The sequence below is a fragment of the Pseudomonas sp. NPDC090208 genome (assembly GCF_044746785.1).
In the GTDB taxonomy this organism is placed as follows: domain Bacteria; phylum Pseudomonadota; class Gammaproteobacteria; order Pseudomonadales; family Pseudomonadaceae; genus Aquipseudomonas.
Genome location: NZ_JBIVCU010000028.1, coordinates 26,930 through 48,267 on the forward strand (window position 1 = coordinate 26,930; position 21,338 = coordinate 48,267).

Consider the following 21,338-nt stretch of genomic DNA (forward strand, 5'->3'; position numbering starts at 1 on the left):
TGTAACGCCAATAGCGACTATCAAGACGGGTGATTTCTGCTGAATTGAGCCGGCGCGTAGCCTTGGCTTCATTCCAGAAACGAGCCGAATGGAGGCTCCCATGAACCGTCTTCTCGCCCTCGCCATGCTGCTTTCCGTTGCCGTCGTTTCGGGCTGTGCCGCTGGCAACCATCCTGAACTGCGCCCTTACAGCGCTGAAGAAACCCACCAGTTGGCCCTTGAAGATCTGAACCGTCGCGGTTTGTCTTTCGAGGAATACCAGGCCCGCAAGGCGCAACTGATGGCCGAGCCGCAACTGCAACAGGCCCATGAATTCGATAACCGTGGCGAGATCAACGCCGAGGTCAGCGCACCGTCGAAAGCCCGTCAGGGTTGAGCGGTACGCAACGCTTCTGTACTGATAACAGTTTTATAACCTTTGGTATTTTTATAGAACTGTACGGGTAAAAGTCAGCATCACTGTCCATGTGTTTCCGCCCGTGCTTTCGATAGCGTGGCAGGCAGAAACAAATACATACATCTGGACTTGCCCCATGCTGACTGCCGACCTGTTATTTGCCTTCGTTCTGTTTGCCTTCGTTTCCTCGATCACCCCCGGACCGAACAACACCATGTTGCTGTCGTCGGGCGTGAATTTCGGTTTCAACCGCACCATTCCTCACATGCTCGGCATCAGCTGCGGTTTCGCGGTGATGGTGCTGGCGGTCGGCTTCGGTCTGGGTGCGGTGTTCAAGGCTTATCCGGTGCTGTACACCGTGCTGCGTTACGCCGGAGCGGCGTACCTGCTGTATTTGGCGTACAAGATTGCCACTTCGGGCCCGGTCGGTAACGGCGCCGACAGCAACAGCAAACCGATGAGCTATCTCAGCGCGGCGGCCTTCCAGTGGGTCAATCCCAAGGCCTGGGTGATGGCGGTCGGCGCGATCAGCACCTACACGCCCATGAACGGCTACTTCACCAACGTCGCGGTGATCGCGCTGGTGTTCGGCATCGTCAACCTGCCGGCGGTAGGCATGTGGGCCGGCTTCGGCAGCCTGCTGCGCAATGTCCTGCGCGATCCGTTGTGGCTGCGGGTGTTCAACGGCGTGATGGCGGCGCTGCTGGTGCTGTCGCTGTATCCGCTGCTGGAGCATTGATACCGGTTGGAATATTGACCCCTTGTAGGAGCTGGCTTGCCCTGCGACCTGCCGGGCACCGGCAGCAAATCCGGTGAGCGCGGTGTATCAGGAAAATCGCGTGCACAGGTTTTACGACGGGTCCCCCGCCGGACGCGACCCCGGCGCGCTCGCAGGACAAGCCAGCTCCTACAAGGGGAGCGTTTACAACGCCAGCTTCAAATGCCCACCCGCTGCCTTGTGCCGGGCATTGGTTCGATGCTGCAGGCCGAGTAAGAAGTGATCCAGGCCGTCGTGCAGGCGCTGGGTCAGCAGCTCATCCAGTTCACCGCCCAGCGGGCTTTCGTCGACGTAGCTGATCTGGCTGTCGATGGCGAACACGCCGTGCAGCACTTCCTGGCATTTGAGCGCCGAGAGCACCGGCTTGAGCGCGTAGTCCACCGCCAGCATGTGGGCGATGCTGCCGCCGGTGGCCAAGGGCAGAACCACTTTGCCGTGCAGCGAGCGCTCCGGCAGCAGATCGAGCAGGGTTTTCAAGGCGCCGGAAAACGAGGCCTTGTAGACCGGTGTGCCGATCAGCAGGCCATCGGCCTTGGCCACGGCTTCGATGAAGGCGATCACGGCCGGGCTGTCGAAGCGGGCGTAGAGGAGGTCTTCAGCGTTGAAGTCCTGGATGCGCACGGCATGGACGCCGACGCCGTGATCTTCCAGCCACTGTCCGGCGTGTTTGAGGACGACGCCCGAGCGTGAGCGGGAGGAAGGGCTGCCTGAGATTGAAACGACCAACATGCGAATAAGTCCTTGGGGTCAGTCACCCGAGGTGCGAAGCACCTTGCAGGTTGCGCCGGGCGCGAGAGTGAGGGGTAGTAGACCCTGTTTGTGCAAGGTTCAAAGCAGCATGCGTGCCAGTGCGGTCGGGGCTTGTGAATGCGGGGGGATGAAGGCGGGCGGTTGTTGCGGCGGGTGCTGTAAACCGGAAGGACTGTTGATCGGCTGTTGCTGGAGCAACATCTCTGTTTCGCCTGGCGGCACGTTACGCGAACCCTTGTAGGAACTGGCTTGCCCTGCGACCGGCTGTAGGAGCTGGCTTGTCCTGCGAGCGGCGACGCAGTCGTCGTAAACCTGTGTCTTTGGATTGTCTGACACTCCGCCGAGTCTGCTAACGCAGCCCTGTTTCGCCTGACGGCGAGTTACTTGGAAAAGCCCCAAGTAACCAAGGGCTCTTATCCCCGCCATACGGTGCCTCGCTAATGCTCGGCATACCCTCACTCCGGCAATGCTCCGTGGGCCCGCCGCGAATGGGCCATCCATGGCCCACGCGGCTCTCTCGACATCCTGTCGCTCGGCCCACTGCGCATCACCTGCGTTCGGCCTTCTGGGACGGGGCCCCAAGATCAAAAGCCAGATCAAAAGCTGGCGAAACACACACTTCCTGTGGGAGCGGGCTTGCCCGCGAAGGCGTCCTCAAGATCGCCACCGTCGGTAAGCCGGACTGCTACAGGGCGGCATGTACCATCTGCTTTTGATTCTGGCCAAAGGCCGTAGGAGCCGGCTTGCTGGCGAAGGCGGTGTGTCATAAAGACCGCCTTCGCGACCCTCGCAAACTCGGATCCCTCCCACAGGGGGCCGTGATGGGTCTGCCGATTGCATTGCCATGCCGAGATCCCGCAAACACCACATAGCCGTGGGAGGGAGCCCTGCTCGCGAAGGCGTCATCAACATCGCCACCGCCGGCAAGCCAGACTGCTACGGGTTTGGCGGCGCACTGAAATCTGCCAGTCACCCTGAATAACTGTGGGAGCGAATTCATTCGCGATGCGGTGTTTCTGACGATGGTTTCGTGTCGGCTGAAAGATCATCGCGAATGAATTCGCTCCCACAGTAGATAGACAAACACCATCGCCTTTGATTCTGGCCGAAGGCCGTGGGAGGGAGCCCTGCTCGCGAAGGCGTCATCAACATCGCCACCGCCGGCAAGCCAGACTGCTACGGGTTTGGCGGCGTACAGAAATCTGGCGGACACCCTAAAAACTTGTAGGAGCGGGCCTGGTCTGGGCTGCATTCGGACGAAGGCGTCATCAAGCCAAAAAAAATCCCCACAGCCAGTGACTGCGGGGATTTTGCTGTTGCTTTCAACGTTAAGCTTGTCGCTTGCAACTCGAAGCTACGGTCAGTTCCGGAACATCGCACCCGTCTGGATGAGGTTGTTGGAACCCAGCAGTTGGCTCACGTAGCGACTCCAACGGGTGATGTTGGCCGGGCCGACAAATACCACGTCCTGGGCCGCCAGTTCGAAGCCCTTGGCCAGCGCGTAGCTGGTGGGCTTTTTGGCGTTGAGGTGGTACACGGTCGCCGAATGCGTTGCATCCTGCGCACGGATCACATACACCGCTTCGCCGTCGGCGGCGTCAGGGCTCAGGCCGCCGGATGTACCGAGGGCTTCGAGCAGGGTGACGCTGGTGGTGCTGAACGAGATCACTTGTGGGCGCTGTACTTCACCCAGCACGTAGATCTTGTTTTTCGAGTTGCTGTTGAGGTGCAGGTAGTCGCCGTCCTTGAGGTAGATCTTGCTCAGTTGCGAGTCCTTGCGGTTGAGCGAGTCGACGTCGATCATGTAGTCCTTGCCGTCGCGACGCAGGGTCAGGCCGGCGAGGTTGGCGTCGGTCAGGTCAAGACCGGCCTGGCTGATGGCCTGTACCAGGCTCAGCGGAATGTTGGTGATCTGTTGCGGACCAGGGGTCTTGAAGGCACCAGACAGCAACACGCGCTGGCTGTTGTAACGCAGTACCTTGACGTCGACCTTGACCTCGGTGTACTGCGGCGCCAGGCCCATGCGCAGTTGCTCGCGGATCTGCGCAACGGTTTTGCCCGCCGCCTGAATCCGGCCGACGTACGGGAAGAACACGGTGCCGTCACTCAACACTTCACGGGTGTTGGCATCGAGTTGATCCTGCGAGCCGGGCGCGGTCAGCTCGGGGTGTTCGAAGACCGTCACCAGCAGGGTGTCGCCAGGGCCTACCAGGTATTCCGGAGTCTTGTAGGTCAGCAGCTCGGGCGGCAGCGGTTTGGCCGCTGCGGCCGCGACCTTCTGCTGCTGGGCGAGGGTGGTCGGGGTGATGTTGACAAGTGTCACCGCGGGACCATCAGGATCCTTGTCGGTGACGTCGCTCAGAGACATGTACTGACCGGGGGCGAATGCGCAGCCTTGCAGAACCAGACTGGAAAGCAGCACTACCGCTAACGTTACTTTCATATGAGTGTTCCTTCTTAATCCTAAAAGGTGCGTACTGGCACCGCAGTGATTTCGTTGCATCCCTTACCTACACCGAACTTCGGATCACCTTCGCTCATACACTCAAGCACCTCCTGCCGAGCGTAGCTGCTGCGGCCAAGTCGTTTTTATTGGCAGACGTTCTGTTGTTGTGGGTGGAGCTAAAAAGCGTTCTTGTTGACGAAGCCTTTGAAGAGCGTCAGCAGGATGATTTTCATATCCAGCCAGACCGACCAGTGCTCGATGTACTGCAGGTCGAATTCCACGCGTTTCTGCATCTTGTCCAGCGTGTCGGTTTCGCCACGCCAGCCGTTGATCTGTGCCCAGCCGGTGATGCCCGGCTTGACCTTGTGCCGCAACATGTAACCGGACACCTGGCGGCGGTATTGCTCGTTGTGCGCCACCGCGTGGGGGCGCGGGCCGACGATGGACATCTCGCCGCGCAGCACGTTGAAGAACTGCGGCAGTTCGTCCAGCGAGGTGCGGCGCAGGAAGCCGCCCAGCGGGGTGATGCGGCTGTCGTTGCGGGTGGCCTGTTTCACCACGTCGCCGTTTTCCTGCACGCTCATGCTGCGGAATTTCCACACCATGATCGGTCGGCCATCCAGCCCGTAACGACGCTGGCGAAACAGCACCGGGCCCTTGGAGGTGCATTTGATGGCGATGGCGATCAGCAGCAGCGGCAGGGCGATCATGCTCAGGATCATGCTGGACAGGACGATGTCCTCGACGCGCTTGACCACGCTCCAGGCGCCGTCCATGGGCGAGTCGAAAATGCTGATGCTGGGCAGGCCGTTGATGCTCTCGCTGCGGGCGTGCAGCAGCTCGAACATGAACACGTCCGGAATCACGTAGACCGACGCAGTGGTGTCGCTCAGGCCTTTGATCAGTTCCTGTAACCGGGCCTGGGCGCCGAGGGTCAGGGTGATGTAGACCTTGTCGATCTTGCCGTCGCGGGCGTCGGTGATCAGCTGATCCAGATCGCCGAGCACCGGGATGCGCCGACCGATCTGCGCCAGGTCCATCTGCTGCGGGTCTTCGTCATAGAAACCCAGCAGGTTGAGGCCCATCCACGGTGCACTTTCGATCGACATCGCCAGGCGTTCACCGCACTGGCCGGTGCCGACGATGGCGACGCGGCGAGTGTTGAAACCGCGGCTGCGCGCGCTGTGCAGCAGGCTGCGGATGGCAAGGCGATAACCGCACAGGGCCACCAGCACGCAGGCGAACCAGGCCATCTGGCCTCTGTTCGGCAGGTCGGTGGAGTTGAGCAGCAGGTAGTCGACGAACAGCAGCATGACGAACGCCAGGCCCCAATAGTTCGCGACTTTCAGCAGCTCGCGGATGATCCGCTCGCCGCGCCAGGAACCGTACAACTGGTGATACTCGCCCAGCCAGTGGAAGGCCACCGCGCCCAGCAGGATCTGCATCCAGGCCTGGGCGTCCATCGCCGTGGCGGTGACCAGGTTGACGCCGTAACCGCAGGCGACGATGACCGCCAGATCCAGCAACCGATGGGCCACGGACAGGGACGATTGATGAGCGTGCAAAATACCGCGCAATGGTGTGCTCATGTTCTGTGCTCGCTCAGACGGATTTGATCGGAACAACGCGGGCGGAAGTTTCGCTGTTGACCAGCGCCGGTGCGGGCTGGGTCGTACGGGGCAGCTGGGGTTGCCGGGCCAGACGCGCGGCGCTGAGCCGCTGTTCGACGAACTGGCGCATCTCTTGCGCGAAGCGTGCTTCGCTGAAACGTTCGGCATTGTTCCGGCAAGCCTGCGCGGTGATGCGCGAGCCGGCGGATTCGAACGCATCGATGGCGGCGATCAGCGAGGCCACGGTCTGCTGCGGATAGAACACCCCGGTCGGTTGCGGGTGATCCAGACCGCAGACGGTCTCCAGTACGCCGCCCTTGCCAAAGGCGATCACCGGCGTGCCGCAGGCCTGGGCTTCCACCGGGCTGATGCCGAAATCCTCTTCGGCGGCGAACACGAACGCGCGGGCGTTGCGCATGTGCTCCTGCAGCACCGAGAACGGCTGGTAGCCCAGCAGGGTGACGTTCGGTGCGTGGGCCGCCGCAGCTTTGGCCTTGTCCATTTCCGGGCCGTCGCCGACCACGATCAGGCGCTTGTCCGGCATCGCCGCGAAGGCTTCGACGATCATCGGCATGCGCTTGTACGGCACCATGCGCGAGGCGGTGAAGTAGTAGTCCTGCTTGGTTTCCTGCAGGCTGAAGCCACGGGTGTCTACCGGTGGATAGATCACCGTCGACTCTCGCCGGTAGGCCTTGGTGATGCGTGCGCCGATGAAGTGCGAGTTGGCGATGAACTCGTCGACCCCGGCGGCGGTGCGCTGATCCCACAGACGCATGTAGTGCAGGATGCCGCGCGCGACCATGCCCTTGAGACCGCGGCTCAGGTTGGCCTCTCTCAGGTACTGGTGCTGCAGGTCCCAGGCGTAGCGGATCGGCGAATGCACGTAGCTGATGTGTACCTGATCCGGGCCGCAGAGCACGCCTTTGGCCACGGCGTGGCTGCTGCTGACGATCAGGTCGTAACCGGACAGGTCCAGTTGTTCGATGGCCATCGGCATCAGCGGCAGATAACGCTGATATTTGCTTTTGGCCTTGGGCAGCCGCTGGATGAAAGTGGTGGTCGCCACCTTGCCACCCAGATGGGCGCGGTCCTGGTCGCTGAGAAAATCGATGACGGCGAACAGATCCGCCTCGGGCCAGATATTGATCAACGACGCCAATACCCTTTCGGCACCGGCGTACGTCACCAGCCAGTCGTGGACGATTGCAATTTTCATTGGAGTTCTCTGCATTCACGGCTCGGACAGACCCTGCACGTCGAGCGAAGCTCGCCGGGGCTGGAGCGATTCATTTTTACGGCAGACAGAAACTTGGAACGAGAGATAAGCGAGCGAAGGCCAGGCAAGGCAAAAGCAGGCGAGGAACGGCCGGGGTCGCGCCCGACTTTAGGAACCTAAATGAGCATTCCGAGCCTGCTTTTAACGCTGCCGGGTCGAGTGCAGCTGTCTATCGTTTCAAGTTTTCAGGCATTCACCGGTTGTGTCCCTGCCTTGCGATTGTTCAAGCGTTTGCCCAGTTGGATGAAGGGCGACTCGATGTAGTGGAAACACAGGTGCGCAGCACCCAGGGTCAACAGCGTCGAGAGCACGGCAACGGCCAGTTCCGGCGCTGCGGTGTTGTTCAGCAGCCATTCGCCGAACATGGCCATCGACGGGTGCAGCAGGTACAGCGAGTAACTCACCGCGCCGAGCCAGACCAGCGCCGGATGGTCCAGGCGCACACTGCGGGTCAGCAGCAGAAAACTGCTGATGGCCACGGCATAGGTGAAGCAGTAACGGCCCCAGGTTTCGCCGGTGCCCATGTCCTTGCTGTAGGCCATGATCAACGTCGGCGGTAGCAGCACGGCGAAGGCGATCAGCAGCATTCGCAGGTTTTGCGTCAGCGCCTTGCTGTGTTCGGCCAGCAGCCACTGGCGCCAGATCGAACCGAAGAACATCAGCGACAACGCCAGTGGCAACGCCACGGGCAGCTTGCGTTCGCTCAGCGCGCGGACCACGCCCATGCCCAGCGCCACCAGCAGGAACAGCAGCGAGCAGCGGGCGCGGAACACCAGGTCGTACAGCTTGCCGGCCAGGAACAACGCCAGGCACAGGCCGTAGAACACCAACTCGATGAACAGCGTCCAGTACAGGCCGATCACATCATCGAAACCCAGCGCGGCCTGGACCATGGTCAGGTTCGCTGTCACCTGTTGCCAGGTTGGCAACGGTGCGCCGCCGAGTTTGAGCATCAGCAGAAACACCAGCAGCGACAGCCAGTAGGCCGGGTACAGGCGCATGAAGCGTGAAATCAGAAAGCGCCGTGGGCCTTCAGGGCCGGGCTTGAGGCTGTAGGGAATCACCACGCCGCTGATCATGAAGAACCACAACACCCCCAGCTTGCCGGGGTCGATCAGGTAGTCGAAGACCCAGACGTGACCGATGACCGGCAGGTACAGGTGGGTAAACACCACCAGTAACGCTGCGATACCGCGCAGTGCGTCGAGATAGGCCAGGCGTTTCATGGGGCATGCCTCAAAGCTTGCTGGAAGACTCACGACGCAGGGCATCGTGACCGGTGCTGTTGCGGCGATCCCGGGCGGTGTTGAGCAGCGCGTCGATGCGTTGCGACACGCGGCGGGCCGACTCTTCCCAGGAGAACCGTGCCACGTTGTTCAAGCCGCGACGGCGCAACGACTGGCGCAGCGGCAGGTCGGCGAGGATGCGCTCCATGGCCGAGGCCATGTGACCGACGTCCAGCGGGTCGAAATACAGGGCGCTGGCTTGCAGCACTTCCGGGATCGACGCAGCGTTGGCGGCCAGCACCGGGCAACCGCAGGCCTGCGCTTCCAGGGGCGGAATGCCGAAGCCTTCGTACAGCGACGGAAACACGAAAGCGGTGGCGCCCTGGTACTGCGCGATCAGCTCGGCGTCGCTCAGGCGTCCGAGAAAACGGATGCGCGGGTCGCGGCTGGCCAGACGTTGCAGGTGGTCGTCGGCGAACACGTCGCTGGCGCCACCAACGATGTGCAGTTGCAGATCGTCGTGGTCGCGCAGCATCAGGAACGCCTGGATCATCCGGCTGAAATTCTTGTGCGCGCTGGGCGACGACACCGCCAGCAGATACTCCTGACGCTCCTTGAGCGGCGGGGCAGGTTGGAATTCGGCGCTGACGGCGTTGGGCACCACGAAGATCTTTTTCTCCGGGTACCGGTAGAACCGTGAAATCTCGCCCTTGGAGAAATTGCTCACGGTCAGCAGCGCCTTGATCTGCGACAGCATGATCGGCGTCATGGTCCGGTACAGCAGGCGGAACAGCCGGGTGTAGCTTTCCGGGTGACGCACATAGGTGACGTCGTGGTGGGTGGCGATCTGGTTGCGGTACAGCAACGGCGCGGTGCTGCACAGCGACACCAGCAGCGGGTTGCCATGACGACGCAGGTACAGCGGCAGGTCCAGTTGCTCCCACAGATGACCGCTGTGACGACCGATACACTGCACGTCCAGCGCGCGGGCGCTGTCATGCATCTTGATGTCGTGGGGGGCCACGAACACCACATCGTCGCGCAGTTGCTTGAGCGCCAGACAGGTCTGTTCTGCGAAGCGCTGGACGCCACGCAATTCCTGAGTCAGAAAACGTGCATTGATCACAATCATTGTGGTCGACCTGTTGGGAAAGGCTGAAATTCATTGTGGGAGCCGGCTTGCTGGCGAATACGGTCGATCAGTGACAGACGAGCTGCCTGACACGCCGCTTTCGCCAGCAAGCCGGCTCCTACAGGGACTGAGTGTGAGAGTCGACCTGCGGATCAAGGCAAGGCGAACAACGCCGGGCGGGTGCCCAGGCTGATGATTTTCGGAAACTCGTCGATCGGCACTTGTGCCGAGCAGCGCCCGTCCTGGCAATTCCACGGAATGCCGCTGTCGACCTGACCGTTCTGTGGCTGGCGCGTGTCGATGTACTGCACGTTGCCGTGCAGCACGCTGCTGGCTTCGACCTTGATCGCGCGCGGCAGACCGGCAGTCCAGGCGACCATGATCTGTTCGGAACCCTTGGCGAAGCGCAGCAGGTATTGCGAATCGATTTCCCGGCTTTTCTCCGCGTCGTAGCGGTACTGATGCAGCGTCGGGCTGATGACCTTGAGCGTCAGGTAGGCCTGCTTGATGCTCAGGTCCTGATTGAGCAGGCCGAAATTCTGTTCCGGGTCGGTGCCGTCGGGACCATCGTTGAGCAGGCCGTTCCACCACATGCCCTTGATGTTGGGCATGGTCTGCGCCAGAAAGAAACTGCGCGCCAGAAACGCCGCCTGGGTCTTTTCGTCACCGCCGCAGCGGCCTTCGTTGCTCGGCCAGCCCATCTCGGTGAGGTACAGCGGCACCGGGGTGTTGTTGCGGGTCTTCTCCTTGAGGTCTTCGCTGATCCGCCGCAGCCAGGCGATCCAGTTTTCCGGGGTGTTGCGTTCATCCGCCCGGCAATGCACGTAAGGGTGCAGCGACAGACCGTCGACGTGGTTGAGGATGCCGGACTCCACCAGGCGGTCGGCGAAGCCCAGGTCCATGCCCTGGCTGGTGACCGCGCCGGCGAGAATCACCATCGGCCGCTGGTTGTTGCGGATGCGCCGGGAGGCTTCCTCGATCAGCACGCTGTAGTCCTGAGCGAACGCGGCATCGACCGGATTTTCCTTGTCCCACTCATTCCAGATTTCGTAGAAGTCCACGCTGTCGGTGAGTTGCCGGGTGACGAAACTCACGTAGTTGGCGTAGGCCTCGCGCACGTTCGGTTTGCGCGGTTTGGCGTAGTTGTCATAGAACGGGTTGCCATAGCCGAGCACCAGCAGGGGCCGCAGATGATGCTCCTGGGCCTTGCTCAGATAGGCCTGCCAGGAAGGTTCGATCCTCATCTGGCCTCGTCGGGGTTCGGCGCTGGACCAGTAGGCGTCGTCGCGGACCGAATCCACCCCCGCCGCTTCAAGCAATTGCAGAGCCTTGGCCGACGTCGTGGTCTTGTTCATCAGGTGCGTATCGACCCCGATGATGAAGCCTTCGTCGGCCGCCCCCGTGCAACTGACGAGCAGACCCAGCAGCAGGACCGTCAACGGTCGTCGTAACCTCGTCAGGCGCGTGATGGGCATGGTTCGTCTCAATGAAGAGGCACGGTCCGGAGCGCTTGCTCAGATTGGTCTCGGGCCGTCGGCAAATACAGTCGGCACCGCATGCAGGCGTGCCGGGCAACTTCAGACCGGGTGGGGCAGGACCGTAGGGTCGCGATGCGCAATGTTGTCCAGCAGGGTCTGGTCGAAGATGCTCTCGTAACTGTCGAGCATCAGCTCCAGATTCAGCAGCGCCGCGACACTGACCCGGGCCTGGCCGCTCAGCCGCGCCAGCAGCTCCGGCTGCTGATGCAGGCGGAGCATGGCGTGGCCCAGCGAGTCGGGATCGTCCGGGTTGCACAACAGGCCGTTGAGCTGATCCTGGATGATCTCCGGCAGGCCGCCCATGCGGCTGGCGATCACCGGCACCGAGTGGGCGCAGGCCTCGACGGCGACCATGCCGAAGGGCTCGTTCCACATCGACGGCACCACGGCCACGTCGATCTGCCGGTAGAACTCTTCAGGCTTCTGATAGCCGACGAAACGGATGTTCGGCGACGTCACCAGGGCCTTGAAGGCGGCTTCGTCTTCCGGCTGTCCGCGCCCGGCGATCTGCAACGTGGCGTCGAACGGCAGCCGCTGGAACTGTTCGATGAGCCAGCGTACGCCTTTCTGCCCGGACAGGGTGCCCATATATCCGAAACGCAGCGGAGCCTTTCTCAGCACCAGATCGAGCTGGCGCTGCTTGTACGGCGAGTTGTACACCGGCAGGTACGGGCTGGCGTTGTGCACCACATAGCCGCGGGCGTTGGTAAAGAAGCCGCGTTTCTGCAGCTTGTCGAGGATGAAACTGCTCACCCCGACCACCGCCGAGACCTGCGCCGAGCGCGCATCGTGACCCTTGCGGAACGACTGGCAGGTGCCGCACGGCTGCTGGCAGCAATGGCCACGCTTGAACATGTTGCTGCCCGGGCACATCAGGTACATGTCGTGCAGCACCTGCACGATCGGCAGGCCCGCTGCGGTGATCTCGTCCCACACCGACACCGACCAGCCGGCCAGGTTGTGGCAGACCACCAGTTGCGGCTCTTCCTGCTCGATCACTTGCCTGACGTAGCTGCGCATGGCGCCGTTGTAACGGTCGCGCAGGTGCCAGCCAAGGCGGGCCAGGCGTCCGGGACGTTTGGCGCCGAAGTGCCAGTAGAAGTTATGCAGACCGGCGCGGTAGACCCTGATGCCGTTGACGGTTTCAGGGTTCAGGCCCGCGTCGGGACCGGTCACCAGCACGCTGACCTCGCAGCCACGCTGCTGCAGGCCCTCCACGGTGCGTTGCAGAATGATTTCCGCGCCGCCGCCGATGTGCGGTGAATACAGGCTGCTGATGAACAGTATTTTCATAATGGATACGACTGATTCAGGCCCAGGACGCCGGACTCACCGTCACGGATGGCTTTTTCGATCAGACTCAGGCGCTCTTCGGCGCCGCGTCGTCTGGCGATCAACCGCAGCAGGCGGAAGAACACCCAGCGGTTGAGGCTGTACAGCAGCGACGAATTGGCCCAGACGTTCTTGTCGAACCAGGCCTGGTTGCGCGCGCCGTAGTAGGCGCGCAGGTCCGAACCGCCCAACAGGAAACTTTCATAGATGTTGTTGGTGCGGGCCTTGATGTTCCACGAGTTCTCCAGATCGTCCAGCACCGCTTCGGGCACCAGAAAGATCCGGCCGCCACCGGCGGTGATACGCCAGGTGTACTCGCTGTCGTCGGCGTAAAGCATCAGGGCGTCCAGCGGCAAACCGATCTTGCGGTACAGGTTGCGGTGGGCGAGCAGTCCGCCATAGGTGGCGAACGGCAGTTGCACCATCGGCATCGGCATTTGCGAGCCTTGCGGTGCGCCCCACGGCAGGCGGCGCCAGATCTTGTAAGGCAGCTGCGCGATGTGGAAACCGAAGAAGCTCGACCGACGCTGGATCGCGAAACGCTTGGGCACGCCAGCAGCGATATCGGCCTGGTGGGTCGGGCGGAAGCCCAGCACCGCAGCCTTTTCTTCGCCGTCGATGTGTTTGCGTTCTTCGAGCTCCCGGTGCAGGGTCTCGATGGCGTTGATGGTCGGCGCGTTGTCGTCGTCCATCAGCCAGATGTGTTCGGCTCCCTCGTCCAGCGCTGCCTGAATCCCCACCGAATAGCCACGGGCCGAGCCGGTGTTCTGATGCAGGTAGATCACGCTGACCTCGTCCGGCCAGGTGCGGCGCAGGGTTTCCAGCGGCGCGGTGGACGCGTTGCTGACAATGATCACGCGATCGATCAGCGGACTTTCCAGCGAACGGCTGACCAGGGTGTGCAAGTAGTTGAAACGATCACCATAGGTGAGCGTCACCAGCGTCGTTTTACGGGTCATGGCGAGTGTCCGGGCAAAGAGGGTTCAGGGCGCCGTGCAAATGTGGAGGGCACCAGGAAACGAAGTCAGGGCGTCGTCGAGCGGAGGATTGAATGTGGGAGCGAATTCATTCGCGAGAGGCCGGCACGAGCGATGGATATCTATCGCCTGGAATACCGTTTCGCGAATGAATTCGCTCCCACAGATGGCATCGGTCCGGGTTCAGACCCGCGCTTCCATCCGCGACAGGCTGCTCACCGGCAGGGTCACTTTCTGTTCGCGGTGCAGCAGGTTGAGCAGGATCACCGCGCGTTCGTCGCCGTCGGCGGTCAGGAAGATCGCTTCGACGTCGTTGAAACCTTCAGCGGTAATCCGCACCGCCTCACCTTGCTGGAAGGTGACCTTGGGCGGTGGCGCCAACAGGCGCTCGCGAATCTGCTCGATCAATTCGTCTTTCACCGGAATCGGCATGCCACCGAAGGTCACGATGCGCGCCACGCCACGGGTGGAGCGGATCGGGTACCAGTTGTCGTGGGTCTGATTCATGCGGATGAACAGATAGCCGGGAAACAGCTCCTCTTCGGCAGCCGCGCGGGAGCCGCGCTTTTTCTCGCCGGCCTTGAGCGGGCGGTAGCATTCGAACAGTTGGCGCTGCAGGTGCTCCTGCGCGCGGCCTTCCTGGCGGGGTTTGGTCTGAATGAGGTACCAGCGTGCAGGACTATCGGCTTGAGACATATTCCTTCACTCCACTGCGATCGGGGTAAGAACAGCTCTATCTACAGCACCATGTGATCTGGCCACCTCAAACAGATGGTCTTCCTTTTCCGGGTCACCCCCCTCGTCGAGGGAGTAACAGTCCAGCATCGAATGAACCTGCTCGACGTTATTGAACATCAGAACATCGATGATCGAGAGTTTCGCGACGAACGGTTGCTTGAACTGCGGGTACTCCACCGGCCCCATGCGGAAGAAATGCACGTCCAGGCCATGCTTGGCAAAGTGCGGCCGGTCATACAGGACTGACCCGCCTTCCGGGTTGATGAAGGTCGTCGAGGCGAAGACCTTGGCGATGCGAATGACCCGGTCCTGCTTGTCGGCGGGGGTGCCCAGATTCAGCACCGAGCCCAGCACGATCGGCGTGGTGATGCCCATGTAGGCGCAGATCTCACGCACGGCATGTTCGGTGTAATGCGCAATGTTGCGCTCCGGATAGCGGATCAAGTGTTCGATCAACGGCATCACCTGCGCGAAGCAGGGCGCTTTGCGGTAGCTCGATTCGATCTGCCGGATCAGCCGCTCGGCTTCGTCGCTGAAGGTGTCGCAGAGCTGGCGCTGGTTGATCGGCAACTCGAAGCGGTCCTTCTTCAGGGGGAAGGTGATCAGCTTCGGTTCGCCGTTGGCCAGAATCCGGTTGCGGTTGACCCAGCCCGATCGAATGTATTGCAGGTCATCGCCCAGGACGAAGACATCGGCAGTGTTGATCAGCTGGAAGTAGCCCAGATAAGGGAACAGATATGGCTGCATCATTGCTATGGTCCTGGCCATTCGTCTCTCCTTTTTATAGTTCCGTCGATGGGTAGCGGTCCGGCCCCGCGGGAAGGGGGCGAGCCGCACGTCACTCATTTGCGCACGGTGGTGTAGTCGTAGCCGTAGGCAGCGCAGTCGTAGTCGGCGGTCGAGGCCTTGCGCAGAACACCGTTGAAAATCGCGCCCTTGATCAGGATGCCGTTGTGCATCAACCGGCGTTTGCACGCCTCGATCTCCTTGGCGGTGCTGATGCCGAAGCGGGTGACCAGCAGGCAGGTGCCCGACTGGCGACCGACCAGGGTGGCGTCGGTGACGGCCAGGATCGGCGGCGTATCGACGATCACCAGGTCGTACAGCGGCGACAGGTCGGTGATCAGCTTGTTGAAGTTGTCATGCATCAACAGCTCCGACGGGTTGGGCGCCGCGAAACCACACGAGATGAAGTCCAGGTTGCGCACTTCGGTGTGGTTGATCACTTCCTTGCTTTTCAGCCGCGCGGCCAGGGTGTCGGACAGGCCGTGCTTGGGCGTCAGGTTGAACAGCTTGTGCAGGTAGCCCTTGCGCATGTCGGCATCGATCAGCAGCACGCGTTTGCCGGTCTGGGCAATGATCACCGCCAGGTTGCTGGAGACGAACGACTTGCCCACGCCCGGGGTCGGGCTGGAGATCATCAGCACGTTGTTGCGCGCTTCCAGCATGGCGAAGTGCAGGCTGGTGCGCAGGCTGCGCAGCGACTCGATGGCCAGTTCCGTCGGCGCGCTGACGCTGAGCAGGCGCGGCTCCTTGCTCGCCGTGCGGTTCTGGCTGCTCTTGTCCATGCGTTCCTGATGCCGGGAAAACGGCAGCGAGGCATAGACCGGCATGCCCAGGTTTTCGATCACGTCGGGGTTGTCCACGCCGCGATAGAACGCCTGACGCACGAACACGGCGCCGACGGCCAGCAACAGGCCGGCCAGTGCGGCCACCAGCACGATGATCTTGCGCATCGGCTTGACCGGCTCTTCGACGTTGGCGTCGGCGTTGTCGATGATGCGCACGTTGCCGATGCTGCCCGCACGGAGAATGTCCTGCTCCTGGCTCTTGTCCAGCAGCAGGGTGTAGGTCTGCGACGTGACCTGCATGTCGCGGGTCAGGCGCAGCAGTTCCTGTTGCGTGGCCGGCAGGGTTTCGATCTTCTTCAACAGCGCCGCTTTCTGCGCTTCAACCTGGCCGATCTGGGTCATCAGGCCGCGATAGGTCGGGTGTTCCGGGGTGTACAGGCGCTCGACGTCGACGCGCTTCATCTTCAGGTCAGACAGGGTGCCTTCCAGCTTGACCACCTGATCGAGCACCGATTTGGTTTCCACGCTCAGGTCGACCGACTTGGCGCTGGTCTGGAAGTTGTTCAGCGCGATTTCCGACTGCTCCAGCTGTTTGCGCACAGCCGGCAGTTGCGAGCGCAGGAATTCCAGACGCTGCGCGGCTTCGGCCGAACTGCGTTCGACGTTCTGGCGCACGTACAGGCGGCTGACTTCGTTGAGAATGCGCTTGGCCAGGGCCGGGTCGGGGTCCTGGATCGACAGATAGACGATCCCGGAGTCCTTGCCGGCTTCGGTGATTTTCAGGCGGTCCTGATAATCCAGCGCCGAGGTCAGGGTGCGTTGGCGGATCACGATGAACTCGGTGCCGGGACGACCATTGAGTGCCGCGACCTGAATCTTCACGCCGCTGCCTTCGACGGTCTGACCGACCGGGCCGCTGAGCAGCTTGTTGTGGTCGGAGTCGTACAGGCTGAAGGTGTCCGGCTTGTCGACCACCATGGTCATCTTGTCGCCGAGCAGGGCGTCGGGCACTTCCAGTTGGAAGATGTCGATCTTCTCGCCGCCCCAGGCGTAGCTGTCCAGGCCGAACATCGGATCGGCCAGCGCGCCGTCATGATCGGGCTTGAAGTGGCGGGCCATATAGCCGCCGATGCCTGGCACGTACTTGGGCTTCTGCACGATGTTGAGCTTGAGATCGTCGACCACCTTGCCGAGCACGGCGCGGGATTTGATCAGCTCGATTTCGGTGGTGGCCTGGGACACCGACAGCGGCTTGGCGCTGATTTCGGTGCGGCCTTCGATGCCGATTTTCTTCGGCTCGATCTGGATCATCGCGTTGGCCTGGAAGATCGGCGTGGCCAGAATGGCGTAAGTCACTCCCAGCAGGACGCAGACACCGACAATCGACGCAATCATGCCTTTGTGATCGAAAAGTGTGCGCAAGATAGTCGCCAGATCGATCCGGGAATCCTGGACCTCGTCCAGGGAAGTACGGTTCATAGCGGTCATTTATCTTGGATCTCCTGACTGAAGATAAGGGAGCCAGTCGTCGACGCAACGCGAAAGCTGCTCGTAGGTCTGTTCAAAGGCTAATTTCGGGCGCCGGTAGGGGTCGGCGATTTCCATCTCGTGCTGCCACTTGCCTATCAGAAACGTCTTGCCGCGAACCTCGGGTGCCAGCTTGAGCACGCTTTGCATCTGGCGGTGTTCCATCAACAGGATCAGGTCAGCGTTGTAGAGCATTTGGCGGTCCATCTGCCGGCTGCGATGCTTGTGCGCTTCGACGCCGTTGACTTGCAGAACCGCCCGGGCCAGCGGGTCCATGCTGGAATTGAGCATGGCGTGAGTGCCTGCCGACGAGATATCGATGCGCGGGTCGCGCACCCGTTGTCGGAGCATGGCCTCGGCCATGGGGCTGCGACAGATGTTGCCGACGCAGACCACGAGGACGTTATTGAACATGACCCTTTCGCAGGGGAGTCATCAGCCGTTTGCTGATGTTGAGGCTGAAGTTGCGCGCCACTTGCAGCAGGGTCAGCACCTTGTGCTGCGGCTTGATCGCCGACAGCGAATAGCCGACCAGTTGCATGAGGAAGAATTCGTAAAGCTCGTCGTTGCCCAGGCGGTGGTAGTAGTTGGCCAGGGCGCCGGAGGTCTGCAGGGCCATGTGCAGCTTTCGCTTGCTCGAACGCATGGAGAAGATCCCGCCGGGGTGCAGGCGATACGCGGCAGGTTTGATCTCGGCCATGAACTTGCCCTTGCCGTAGGCACCCAGCAACGACCACCAGCACAGGTCATTGAGCGGCGCGGCGAGCAGTTCCTCGGGCAGGGTGTCGAAGACGTTGCGAAAGACCGTGGTCAAGGTCGACAGCGGCCGGGCCTTCTGCAGTTCGAGCGCTGTCGCGTCGCCCCGCAGCTTGCCTTGCAACTGAATGTCGTACTGCCCGTTGACGTCGAAGGGAATGGCGTCGTGATAGGTAATCACGTAATCCGGATGGCTTTCGAGAAAGTCCACCTGGATCTGCAGTTTGCGCGGATCGGTCCAGTAATCGTCGCCTTCGCAGAAAGCGATGTAGCGGCCACGCGCGATGCCGAACAGATAGGGCACACAGCGCTTGCCTTGCGAGTACTGGTTCGTCTCTTGGTAGAAGGGCCGGATCAGCGTCGGGTAGCGCCTGACGTAATCGGCGATGATGCGGGGAGTGGCATCCGTGGAGGCATCGTCGTTGACCAGGATTTCAAAGTCGAACGTCGTCTGTTGCATCAGGAAACTTTCCAGCGCCTGAGCGATATAGGCTTCCTGGTTGTAGGTCGGGCAGACAATGCTCACCAGAGGAGCGGCCGACTGCGGGCTGCTCGTATTTCTGCTAAAGGCATCCATGGCTCAAATACTCGGTTTGCTGAACAAGACGGAAATCTTCGTCACCAGTGGCTTGTAGCTCGCTGCTACCACCATCAGCGTGATCAGGCCGCTGACGGCCAGACCCAGAAACGTGTTGAAGCGGTTTTCTCCAGCGATCAGCCGCAGCAGCGGCTCGCTCAGTGCAAGCCCCACGGCGGTCATCACGCTGATGCGCAGGATGTCGCGCAACCATTGCCCGTGAATGCCCGGGGCCAGCCGCTGATGCACGATGGCCGGCCAGATGGCGAACGACACCAGGCGCAGGGCGAACCAGGCGATGGCGGCACCGAATGCGCCGTAGCCGTGAATCGCCAGCACCATCACCGGCACGGTAATCAGCGCCGACACCACGCTGTACCAGACATGCAGGCGCATCTGCCCATAGGCGTATTGCAGGTAGAACTGAAATGCGCTGACCGCCATGATCGCGCTGCCCAGCGAGTACCACGGCAGCACCGTGCGGCTCCATTCTGCGGCCGTGCGGTCACCCGACCAGGCGTACACCATCTCGTCGGCGTGCAGGGCAATCAGCGCCGCCAGCGGAAACAGAAAGGTGCAGACAAACCGGTTGGCGGCCAGAAACAGCGAGTGCATGTCCTCGCGGCGACCTTCGGCCATCAGCACCGTCAGGCGCGGCAACAGGGTCTGTGCCAGCGGGTTGCTCAGCATCAGGATCCCGGTGGTGATCAGCGCCACCAGCGAAAAGTAACCGTACTCGTTGAGTGGCAGCAGCTCGGAAAGCAGCACCTTGTCGATCTGCGTCAGCACGATCCACAACACGGCGGTGCCGGACATGCTCGCGGCGAACGGCACGATGGGTTTGACCAGTTGCCAGTCGAAGCCGGTCAGCCATGACGGCGTCGGCATCTGTCGATAGGCGCGTACCGCGAAGATCAGCATTTCGATCAGGCCCACCAGCGCCTGAAACTGGAAAAACAGCACCGGGTCGCTGGAGATCGTGCTCACCAGAAACAGCCCGCCGAAGTAGCGCAGGGTGGCGATGGCGACGTTGGCGATGTTCAACCAGGCATGCTGTTCCAGTCCCTGAATGCCGCTCTTGTACAGCGTTGAATACAGGCGCAGGGCGATGACGATGCCCATCAGGCCGATGCATTCGATCAGCGTCTGCGGCGACAGCTCTTTGGCGTTGAGCCAGTGCAGCGCGATCCAGCCACTGCCGAGGTACATCGCGATGCAGCAGAGGCTCGCCAGTGGCAGAAAGATCAACTCGAAGGAGCGCAGCAGGCGACCCGAATAGTGATCCTGTGTGTCGTTGCCCTGTTGATGGGCCACCGCGCGCACCAGGCTGGGTGAAAGCCCGGCATCGAGCAACTGCAGCCAGGCCTGCAACACCGAGAAGAACCCGATCAGCCCGTACGCCTCGGCGCCCATGTGGCCGAGGTAGAAGGGCATGATCAGAATGCCCACCAGCAGCGTGTACGCCTGTCCTGCATAGCTCAACGCAGTGTTGCGTATGACTGAGCGTTTGGTCTGCATGGTAAGTCCCTTCGCTAAAACGGCTGCGGTTATCCGGGGCAAGCCTCAGATGACCTGTGCCAGGGTCGGGTTCGGGTACGACGCAATGGCGGGGCCGCACTCGGCGATCACCGTCTGGATCGCGCGTTCCTGATCGTCCCGCGACAGGCCCGGATAGATCGGCAGACACAGCACCCGGTCGCTGAGCGAGCGGGAAGCCGTCTGTGCGGCCTGCGGTTGCAGGTACTCCAGGGTGTCCAGCGACGGGTAGAAATAACGCCGTGGGTTGATGCCGTTGGTGTTCAGCGCGCTGCGCAGACGCAACAGTTGCTGCTCGTCGCGCATCGCGATCGGGTAATAACTGTGGTTGAGCTGGCTGTCGTCCTCGGCCTTCTGCAGGTCCACGTAATCACGCAGCGCCGTGGTGTAGCGCTCGGCGATCTCGGCGCGTTCCTGCAGGATGTTGTCGATGTCGTCGAGGATGCACAGACCCATCGCGGCGGAAAATTCGTTGAGCTTGGCGTTGATGCCGATGCCGTCGATCTTGTCCACATCGGCGATGCCGAAGTTGCACAGCAGGTAAGCGCGACGGGCCAGATCGTCATCGTTGGTGATGATCGCGCCGCCTTCTATGGTGTGGAACAGCTTGGTGGCGTGGAAGCTCAGGGTGCTGATGTCGCCCCAGTCGAGCACCGAACGACCGGCATGGCGCACGGCGAAGGCATGGGCGCCGTCGTACACCACTTTCAGATTGCGCCGACGGGCGATCTCTTCAATGCGTTCGACCGCGCACGGGTTGCCGAACACATGAGTGCCTACAATGGCGGTGGTGTCGGAGACGATGCGGCTTTCAATGTGCTCCGGCGAGATGTTCCAGGTCTGCGCGTCGATGTCAGCGAAGATCGGCCGGATGCCTTCCCACTGCAGCGAACTGCTGGTGGCGACGAAGCTGAACGGGGTGGTCACGGCGCTGCCGCTCAGGTTCAGGGCGCGGTAGGCGACCTGCAGGGCGAGGGTGCCGTTATTGGTCAGCAGGACGTGTTTGACGCCCAGATAATCCTTCAGGCGCTGTTCCAGCTCGCACACCAGAGGACCGTGATTGGTCAGCCAGCCGCGCGCATAGATGCCTTCGACGTAAGTCTTGAACTTGTCGATATCGCCCAGGTAAGTCTTGGTTACGTTAATCATCGAAGCCTCCATGTCTGACGCA

At 61.6% G+C, this 21,338-nt stretch carries 18 protein-coding genes; 2 read left to right on the plus strand and 16 right to left on the minus strand.

Going from position 1 to position 21,338, the window contains the following annotated elements; genetic code table 11:
* Nucleotides 1–100 precede the first annotated feature (100 nt).
* Nucleotides 101–376 carry a hypothetical protein gene (locus ACIPL0_RS29635; protein ID WP_400602692.1) on the plus strand — a complete coding sequence of 92 codons (276 nt, stop codon included), beginning with the start codon at nucleotides 101–103 and terminating at the stop codon, nucleotides 374–376.
* 157 nt (nucleotides 377–533) lie between these two features.
* Complete coding sequence (locus ACIPL0_RS29640; protein ID WP_400602694.1) at nucleotides 534–1,136, plus strand: LysE family translocator; 603 nt, start codon at nucleotides 534–536, stop codon at nucleotides 1,134–1,136.
* 183 nt (nucleotides 1,137–1,319) lie between these two features.
* Here ACIPL0_RS29640 and ssuE read toward each other — a convergent pair whose 3' ends face one another.
* From ssuE to ACIPL0_RS29720, 16 genes are all read right to left on the minus strand, one after another.
* Nucleotides 1,320–1,904: an NADPH-dependent FMN reductase gene (gene ssuE, locus ACIPL0_RS29645; protein ID WP_400602696.1), complete on the minus strand. Its 585-nt coding sequence runs from the start codon at nucleotides 1,902–1,904 to the stop codon at nucleotides 1,320–1,322.
* Between the two features lie 1,381 nt (nucleotides 1,905–3,285).
* Complete coding sequence (locus ACIPL0_RS29650) at nucleotides 3,286–4,368, minus strand: polysaccharide biosynthesis/export family protein (protein ID WP_400602698.1); 1,083 nt, start codon at nucleotides 4,366–4,368, stop codon at nucleotides 3,286–3,288.
* A 179-nt stretch (nucleotides 4,369–4,547) separates the two neighbouring features.
* Nucleotides 4,548–5,960, minus strand: a complete 1,413-nt coding sequence (locus tag ACIPL0_RS29655) for an undecaprenyl-phosphate glucose phosphotransferase (RefSeq protein ID WP_400602700.1) — start codon at nucleotides 5,958–5,960, stop codon at nucleotides 4,548–4,550.
* A gap of 13 nt (nucleotides 5,961–5,973) precedes the next feature.
* Nucleotides 5,974–7,197: a glycosyltransferase family 4 protein gene (locus ACIPL0_RS29660; RefSeq protein ID WP_400602702.1), complete on the minus strand. Its 1,224-nt coding sequence runs from the start codon at nucleotides 7,195–7,197 to the stop codon at nucleotides 5,974–5,976.
* A gap of 245 nt (nucleotides 7,198–7,442) precedes the next feature.
* On the minus strand, nucleotides 7,443–8,483 hold the full coding sequence (locus ACIPL0_RS29665; RefSeq protein WP_400602704.1) for an acyltransferase family protein: 1,041 nt from the start codon (nucleotides 8,481–8,483) through the stop codon (nucleotides 7,443–7,445).
* 10 nt (nucleotides 8,484–8,493) lie between these two features.
* Nucleotides 8,494–9,615 carry a glycosyltransferase family 4 protein gene (locus ACIPL0_RS29670; protein ID WP_400602706.1) on the minus strand — a complete coding sequence of 374 codons (1,122 nt, stop codon included), beginning with the start codon at nucleotides 9,613–9,615 and terminating at the stop codon, nucleotides 8,494–8,496.
* Between the two features lie 152 nt (nucleotides 9,616–9,767).
* A complete protein-coding gene (locus ACIPL0_RS29675) occupies nucleotides 9,768–11,090 on the minus strand; it encodes a hypothetical protein (protein ID WP_400602708.1) in 1,323 nt (440 codons plus the stop codon).
* A 102-nt stretch (nucleotides 11,091–11,192) separates the two neighbouring features.
* Nucleotides 11,193–12,446 (minus strand): glycosyltransferase family 4 protein, encoded by a 1,254-nt coding sequence (locus ACIPL0_RS29680; protein ID WP_400602710.1) that lies wholly within the window; start codon nucleotides 12,444–12,446, stop codon nucleotides 11,193–11,195.
* Entirely contained in the window at nucleotides 12,443–13,444 is a 1,002-nt protein-coding gene (locus ACIPL0_RS29685; RefSeq protein WP_400602712.1) for a glycosyltransferase, read from the minus strand. Before ACIPL0_RS29685 ends, ACIPL0_RS29680 begins: the two co-directional genes overlap by 4 nt.
* Before the next feature lie 201 nt (nucleotides 13,445–13,645).
* Nucleotides 13,646–14,158 carry a transcription/translation regulatory transformer protein RfaH gene (gene rfaH, locus ACIPL0_RS29690; RefSeq protein WP_400602714.1) on the minus strand — a complete coding sequence of 171 codons (513 nt, stop codon included), beginning with the start codon at nucleotides 14,156–14,158 and terminating at the stop codon, nucleotides 13,646–13,648.
* 6 nt (nucleotides 14,159–14,164) lie between these two features.
* Nucleotides 14,165–14,968, minus strand: a complete 804-nt coding sequence (locus ACIPL0_RS29695; protein WP_400602716.1) for a WbqC family protein — start codon at nucleotides 14,966–14,968, stop codon at nucleotides 14,165–14,167.
* Nucleotides 14,969–15,042: 74 nt separating this feature from the next.
* Nucleotides 15,043–17,259, minus strand: coding sequence for a polysaccharide biosynthesis tyrosine autokinase (locus tag ACIPL0_RS29700; RefSeq protein WP_400602718.1), 2,217 nt, complete (start codon nucleotides 17,257–17,259; stop codon nucleotides 15,043–15,045).
* The gene (locus tag ACIPL0_RS29705) at nucleotides 17,260–17,712 is read right to left on the minus strand and encodes a low molecular weight protein-tyrosine-phosphatase (protein ID WP_400602720.1); all 453 of its coding nucleotides are present in this window, start codon (nucleotides 17,710–17,712) and stop codon (nucleotides 17,260–17,262) included.
* Entirely contained in the window at nucleotides 17,702–18,631 is a 930-nt protein-coding gene (locus ACIPL0_RS29710; RefSeq protein ID WP_400602722.1) for a glycosyltransferase family 2 protein, read from the minus strand. The genes ACIPL0_RS29705 and ACIPL0_RS29710 overlap by 11 nt, the downstream gene beginning before the upstream one ends.
* 3 nt (nucleotides 18,632–18,634) lie before the next feature.
* A complete protein-coding gene (locus ACIPL0_RS29715) occupies nucleotides 18,635–20,149 on the minus strand; it encodes a lipopolysaccharide biosynthesis protein (protein ID WP_400602724.1) in 1,515 nt (504 codons plus the stop codon).
* 45 nt (nucleotides 20,150–20,194) lie between these two features.
* Nucleotides 20,195–21,316 (minus strand): DegT/DnrJ/EryC1/StrS family aminotransferase, encoded by a 1,122-nt coding sequence (locus tag ACIPL0_RS29720; RefSeq protein ID WP_400602726.1) that lies wholly within the window; start codon nucleotides 21,314–21,316, stop codon nucleotides 20,195–20,197.
* Between the last annotated feature and the right edge of the window lie 22 nt (nucleotides 21,317–21,338).

Coding starts and splice junctions, on each gene's coding strand:
- ACIPL0_RS29670 (WP_400602706.1), bottom strand. CDS start 9,615: ATGATTGTGATCAATGCACGTTTTCTGACTCAGGAATTGCGTGGCGTC.
- ACIPL0_RS29635 (WP_400602692.1), top strand. CDS start 101: ATGAACCGTCTTCTCGCCCTCGCCATGCTGCTTTCCGTTGCCGTCGTT.
- ACIPL0_RS29720 (WP_400602726.1), bottom strand. CDS start 21,316: ATGATTAACGTAACCAAGACTTACCTGGGCGATATCGACAAGTTCAAG.
- ACIPL0_RS29660 (WP_400602702.1), bottom strand. CDS start 7,197: ATGAAAATTGCAATCGTCCACGACTGGCTGGTGACGTACGCCGGTGCC.
- ACIPL0_RS29680 (WP_400602710.1), bottom strand. CDS start 12,446: ATGAAAATACTGTTCATCAGCAGCCTGTATTCACCGCACATCGGCGGC.
- ACIPL0_RS29685 (WP_400602712.1), bottom strand. CDS start 13,444: ATGACCCGTAAAACGACGCTGGTGACGCTCACCTATGGTGATCGTTTC.
- ACIPL0_RS29715 (WP_400602724.1), bottom strand. CDS start 20,149: ATGCAGACCAAACGCTCAGTCATACGCAACACTGCGTTGAGCTATGCA.
- ACIPL0_RS29665 (WP_400602704.1), bottom strand. CDS start 8,483: ATGAAACGCCTGGCCTATCTCGACGCACTGCGCGGTATCGCAGCGTTA.
- ACIPL0_RS29650 (WP_400602698.1), bottom strand. CDS start 4,368: ATGAAAGTAACGTTAGCGGTAGTGCTGCTTTCCAGTCTGGTTCTGCAA.
- ACIPL0_RS29675 (WP_400602708.1), bottom strand. CDS start 11,090: ATGCCCATCACGCGCCTGACGAGGTTACGACGACCGTTGACGGTCCTG.
- ACIPL0_RS29640 (WP_400602694.1), top strand. CDS start 534: ATGCTGACTGCCGACCTGTTATTTGCCTTCGTTCTGTTTGCCTTCGTT.
- ACIPL0_RS29705 (WP_400602720.1), bottom strand. CDS start 17,712: ATGTTCAATAACGTCCTCGTGGTCTGCGTCGGCAACATCTGTCGCAGC.
- rfaH (WP_400602714.1), bottom strand. CDS start 14,158: ATGTCTCAAGCCGATAGTCCTGCACGCTGGTACCTCATTCAGACCAAA.
- ACIPL0_RS29695 (WP_400602716.1), bottom strand. CDS start 14,968: ATGGCCAGGACCATAGCAATGATGCAGCCATATCTGTTCCCTTATCTG.
- ACIPL0_RS29700 (WP_400602718.1), bottom strand. CDS start 17,259: ATGACCGCTATGAACCGTACTTCCCTGGACGAGGTCCAGGATTCCCGG.
- ACIPL0_RS29655 (WP_400602700.1), bottom strand. CDS start 5,960: ATGAGCACACCATTGCGCGGTATTTTGCACGCTCATCAATCGTCCCTG.
- ACIPL0_RS29710 (WP_400602722.1), bottom strand. CDS start 18,631: ATGGATGCCTTTAGCAGAAATACGAGCAGCCCGCAGTCGGCCGCTCCT.
- ssuE (WP_400602696.1), bottom strand. CDS start 1,904: ATGTTGGTCGTTTCAATCTCAGGCAGCCCTTCCTCCCGCTCACGCTCG.